General features: G+C 56.8%; 4 protein-coding genes and 1 pseudogene. 1 reads left to right on the top strand and 4 read right to left on the bottom strand.

The genetic code is table 11. From position 1 onward, the window contains the following. The coding region (locus Q1M07_RS01085) for an FAD-dependent oxidoreductase (protein WP_300449422.1) at positions 1-183 on the bottom strand (183 nt) is incomplete at its 3' end. A gap of 145 nt (positions 184-328) precedes the next feature. Here Q1M07_RS01085 and Q1M07_RS01080 point away from each other — a divergent pair. Further along, positions 329-439 (top strand): annotated as a pseudogene (locus Q1M07_RS01080) (PIN domain nuclease); the annotation flags it as partial. A 291-nt stretch (positions 440-730) separates the two neighbouring features. Here the strand turns inward: Q1M07_RS01080 and Q1M07_RS01075 are convergent. The 3 genes from Q1M07_RS01075 to Q1M07_RS01065 form a co-directional block, all read right to left on the bottom strand. Continuing rightward, entirely contained in the window at positions 731-1180 is a 450-nt protein-coding gene (locus Q1M07_RS01075) for a cache domain-containing protein (RefSeq protein WP_034920047.1), read from the bottom strand. Between the two features lie 163 nt (positions 1181-1343). Next, positions 1344-2960: a methyl-accepting chemotaxis protein gene (locus Q1M07_RS01070; RefSeq protein WP_034920059.1), complete on the bottom strand. Its 1617-nt coding sequence runs from the start codon at positions 2958-2960 to the stop codon at positions 1344-1346. Positions 2961-3437: 477 nt separating this feature from the next. Continuing rightward, entirely contained in the window at positions 3438-4595 is a 1158-nt protein-coding gene (locus Q1M07_RS01065; protein ID WP_034920042.1) for a porin, read from the bottom strand. Positions 4596-4906: the final 311 nt, after the last annotated feature.

The following is a 4906-nucleotide window of genomic DNA, read 5'->3' as shown; positions in this document are numbered from 1 at the left end:
GGCCAGGTTCGATGACTGCTGGCTGCTGAAACCGGCAAAATCACGCTTGTCGATCAAGGCCACGGCCGCGCCCTTGCCCGACAGGGCGGCAGCATACACCGCGCCGTTGATGCCGCCGCCAATGATCAGCACGTCGTAGACGCGCTGATCCAGCTTGCCGACATTGCTGTCACGCAGATTCACGGGTGCCGCTCACTCGTCATCGAGTGCCCAGGCCTTGGAACGTGCCAACGCCTGATTCCACCCAGCCTGGTTCGGGGTAGTACCCGGTGAACTGTGACTCCGGGTAGGTATGCCCCCTTGCCGGGCCGGCGTGATGGAAGATCAGCACCGTGACCCCTTCGATCGCATGTTGATTGCACAGTCTCAGATCGAACATCTGACCTTGCTGAGTAACGAGACACTCTTCGACCTATTGGGCGTAACGCGGCTTTGGTAACCCAGCATCCCGGGATGCTTGCTTTCCATATTCAAAGCACATGCACCTCTGTGCGTACATATAAGCATCTGCCCGGGTTGGGTTTCCTCGCATTCACCCCACACAATGGGGTCACGAGTCATTGTGTCGGCGCGTGCTCGGTTTCCGGCTCTCGGCGTTGACCGCAGAGCCGGAAACCGCAGGGACGACTTGTAGCAGCGGTCCCACAAGGTGCCGGTATGTTTGTAGAGTCTGTTGGATTGAGGAAGACGACTTCCACGCCGGCGCGTTAAGACTCATCCATCAGCAAGGTCAGCGCTTGTAGATGCCTGCGCAGACCGAATACTCACCCTGCTTCTCGCAATAAGAGGCCTTAGACAACACTTTCTTCGTGGCCGGGTCGGTGAACTTGTAATCTGTCCAGCCTTTGCCCTTGACCTTGGCGGAATCGACCATCAAGGCGGTAAACGCCACGCCGTCTGGATCCTTGGCCGACATCATGTCCTTGCCAATCAGCTTCGGATTGGTCCCGTGAGCAACGACATGGCCGTTAAAATCCAGCACCACGAGGTAAATGTCACGATCTACCCAGGCCGGCGTGCCGAAGTCGGCAAAGGCCTTGTCCTTGCCGACTGCCGCCAGGTGCTTGATGGCCTTCTGCACATGTGCCTCGGCTTCTTTTGGCGTGCCAAATTCGCCAGCCGCAAAAGCGTTCGTGCCCAATGCAATACCAAGTGCCGCGATTCCAAGAATCTTCTTCATCTTGTCTGCTCCTTTGTCAAAAATACTGCTGTCGAAAATCCGTCAACCACCGGCACATCGCTGCTGAATATCGGCTGCATTGGACAGCGCAGCGGCCTTGGTAGCATTGCGGCACATGGCGGTGCCGGCATGCTGCAGAGCCTATGCCATGGTGGTCTCCGGTTCAGAAACGTTCGAAATCACCCTCGACCGAGGAGGCAGTCCGTGTGACGCGGGGTCGGGAAATCTTAGCTGCCGGCGCCGGACGGACCAGTTTCGCCGTGTTGCCAGCGCTCACTTGTCCTTCTTCCTCGATCTTGAAGAACTGCATCAGATCCTGAAGTTGCGCGGCCTGACCACCCATCTCCTCGGCGGTCGCAGCAAGCTGTTCTGATGCACTCGCGTTCTGCTGCGTCGCCATATTGAGTTGCCCCATGGCACCGTTGATCTGCCCAACGCCGGCACTCTGTTCCTGGCTCGCCGCGGAAATATCCTGCACGAGGTCGGAAGTCTTCTTGATGCTGGGCACCATCTCGTCCAGGAGCTTGCCCGCCTGCTCGGCCAATTTGACGCTGGAGCCGGCCAGCTGCCCGATCTCTTGCGCAGCGACCTGGCTTCGTTCGGCGAGCTTCCTGACTTCGGCTGCCACGACGGCAAAGCCCTTGCCGTGTTCCCCGGCGCGTGCCGCTTCGATAGCGGCATTGAGGGCCAGCAGATTGGTCTGGTAGGCGATGTCGTCGATAATGCCGATCTTGCCGGCGATGGACTTCATGGCTTCGACCGTCTCCTTCACCGCCATACCACCCTGTTCGGCCTCGGCCGAGGACTTGGTGGCCATGTTGTCGGTGACGCGGGCATTCTCGGTGTTCTGGCTGATCGAAGCCGTCATTTCCTCCATTGATGCCGTGGTTTCCTCGACCGAGGCAGCCTGTTCGCTTGAGGACTGAGACAGCGACTGGGCTGTGGCGGAGACCTGACCGGAGGCATTGAACAGCGCGTCGGCAACGCCGCGCACTTCGCCGATGATCTGGTTCAGCTTGGTAACCATGGTCTGCAGGGCGGTCATCAATTGTCCGACTTCATCCTTGCTGCTGACTTCCAGCTTCACGGTCAGGTCGCCCCCGGCGATCCGGTCGGCAGCTTCGCCCGCTTCGCGCAGTGGTTTAGTGATACGCCGCGCCATGGCCACGCTGACGAGCACACTGAGTACGACGGCGAGAGCGAGCATTACAAGCGAGAGATACAGCGCCGATCGGAACTGACTGCCAGCATTTTCGTAGCTCATCGCAGCAGACTGCTTTGCCCCGTTGACCAACTTGTCCATGCGCGCGCTCAGCCCCTGGTAGGTTCCGTCCGCCGACTGCATGATAGCCATGGCCGTATTGACGTCGGCAAGGGCTACGTCGAGTGCCTCGGCAACCTCCTTGCGGTATTTCTTGAGGTCTGTCGTGAAGTCTTCAAGAGCCTTGCGCACTTCTGCATCCATATCTGCCGCAGCATTCCTTTCGGCCACCTTCTTTCTGACCGAGTCGATGTCAGCGACCACTTCCTTGGTCAAGGCGACCAGTTTGGGCTCGTCATACACGCCGACCATGCTGAACAGACGGTAGGTACGGGTGTGTACCGTATCGATGGTTGAAGTAATGTTGGCAATGAACTGAAACTCACCGAAGCGCTTGAGGTAGATTTCGTCTAGCGTCGCGCGCTGGTTCAGCAATGCATTCATCACGACGCCACCGAAGACCAGCAGCAAAGCAATGCCCACCAAGGGTGCCAGCAGGATTTTGAACTGTAGTTTCATGGAGTCTTTCCCGTATTCGATGTTGGCCATTGCCAAGCGTTGCGGCCGCCTTGGGTGCCCGCGGATTCTCAGTGCAGCATTTGCCCTGGACACTGGAGGAACCGAGCATCAGTGAGGCAAAAAGCCACGCCGTCAGGATTCTTGGCCGACATCAGATTGTTGCCGATCCTCTTGGGATTCGTGCCCTAGCAGCCTGTCGGACTTGACCAAGTCGGCTGCAAAGGGCAGCGGTCCATACTTTCCCGAATTTCGGCGCCAATAGTTCGACTATTGGCTTGAAATTCGGGAAGATCTGTCCTCGCTTCCCACTTTTTTCGCTTCGACTCATCAAGTCCGACAGGCTGCTAGAGGTCCTTGGAGAACTTTAGGTGATTTCCGCAAATCGCCGTACCAAGAGTCATGGCGTTAGGCCGGCTCAGGGCCAGAAAATCAAGCCGCTGCGGAAGTTGTTCGGAAACTTGATTCCCGGAAATCACCTTAGAACATATGGGCCAGGCCAGCCGTGATCGAATTATTGGTCTCGCCACGAGCACCGATGCCTGAAGGAATGGCGATAGACTGAGCCGCACTGCTCCGTTTGTCGTTCTGGATCCAGGCGTAACCAGCGTACAGTATTGTGCGCTTGGAAAGCTCGGTCGTCCAGGCGATAGTCGCCGTATTGCTGTTCTGGTCCAGGGCAGGCCCTTGGTCCCAGTTGAGCCGGCCATAGTTGAGGTGAATCTTGCTTGCCGCCAGGACTGGAACGGTCGCGCCAATCGTCCAGACCGAGTTGTCGAGGTTGGCAGCGTTCTTGTCGTTCTGTTGCTGATAGCTGCCAAATACCTTAACGACCTTGAAGTCATAGCTGACACCAATGTAGGCTTCGTTGATATCCTTGCCCCAGAGACTGGATGTGCCGGCAGGAGGAGGCTCGGCCGCGAGACGGGTCGGCACGACGTTCAGGCGAGTCTGGTAGACCAGATCAATGTTCAACGGGCCATTGGCATAGTTGCCGCCAAGACCAAACCGGCTGTTGTCGGTGGTGGAGAGGCGATTGCTGTAGCCGCTGCCGTCGACCGGTTCGCTCTCTCCAAAGCTGTAGATCGCGGTGCCGGTAAAGCCGCTCCAGTTCGGTGAAGTGTAAGTGACGGAGTTATTCCAGCGGGCAAGACTGGTCGGAGTGATAGTGTTACCGGCAGAAGCATTCAGGATCGATTTTGATCCGATGGGTGAATTAGCGAGTGGATCATTGCGACGTGATGCAGCATAGCCCGGAGCATACTGACGACCCAGTGCGACCGTACCGAGATTGTCGCTCAACAGACCAACGAACTGCTGGCGGGCATTGAGAGGGGTAGCGGTATTGCCAATGCCGGTGTTGGTGGCAATTTCCAGCTGGTACTCGAGCGCGAACACGGCCTTCAGACCATTACCCAAGGCTTCCGTACCTCTGAAGCCTAGATGGGAAGGGATCAGGGTGCCGGACTGGATGCCGCTGAACACGGCGTTACCGCCGCCGGAAGTACCACTGTTCAGGTTGCCTTTGCTGTAGAAGTAGCCGGCATCAACAACACCGTAAAGTGTAACGTTGGTCTGGGCCAAGACAGGGCCCGAAACCAGAGCAGCAACGGCCAGCACGATGAATTTGCTTTGCATGACACATTTCCTTGAGTAAGCACTTGATCAGCCTTTGTTCCTCCAAGGCCTGTCGCACACCGAATCGCGTTTATCCGCCGCGATGAAAACCCTCATTGAGTTCGCTGGCCTGGAGTACCTGTCCATTTTGGCCTGTCAGAAGCGACTGCATGAGGAACGATTATGTTGTTTATCGGCACGCCAGAGAGGCGTTGGTGCATAAATACTCTCTTTAAAAATCAATAGCTTAAAGCGATGGAGGCGTCAATTTATGACAAAATTTGACGTTCCTGGCATATTTTCCGAAAGTTGCTTTTTCTAACATGCTGTTT

The organism is Accumulibacter sp., assembly GCF_029255285.1.
Taxonomy (GTDB): Bacteria; Pseudomonadota; Gammaproteobacteria; order Burkholderiales; family Rhodocyclaceae; genus Accumulibacter.
The sequence above is the reverse complement of the archived record's forward strand: the minus strand, read 5'-3'. Positions and strand labels throughout refer to the sequence as shown.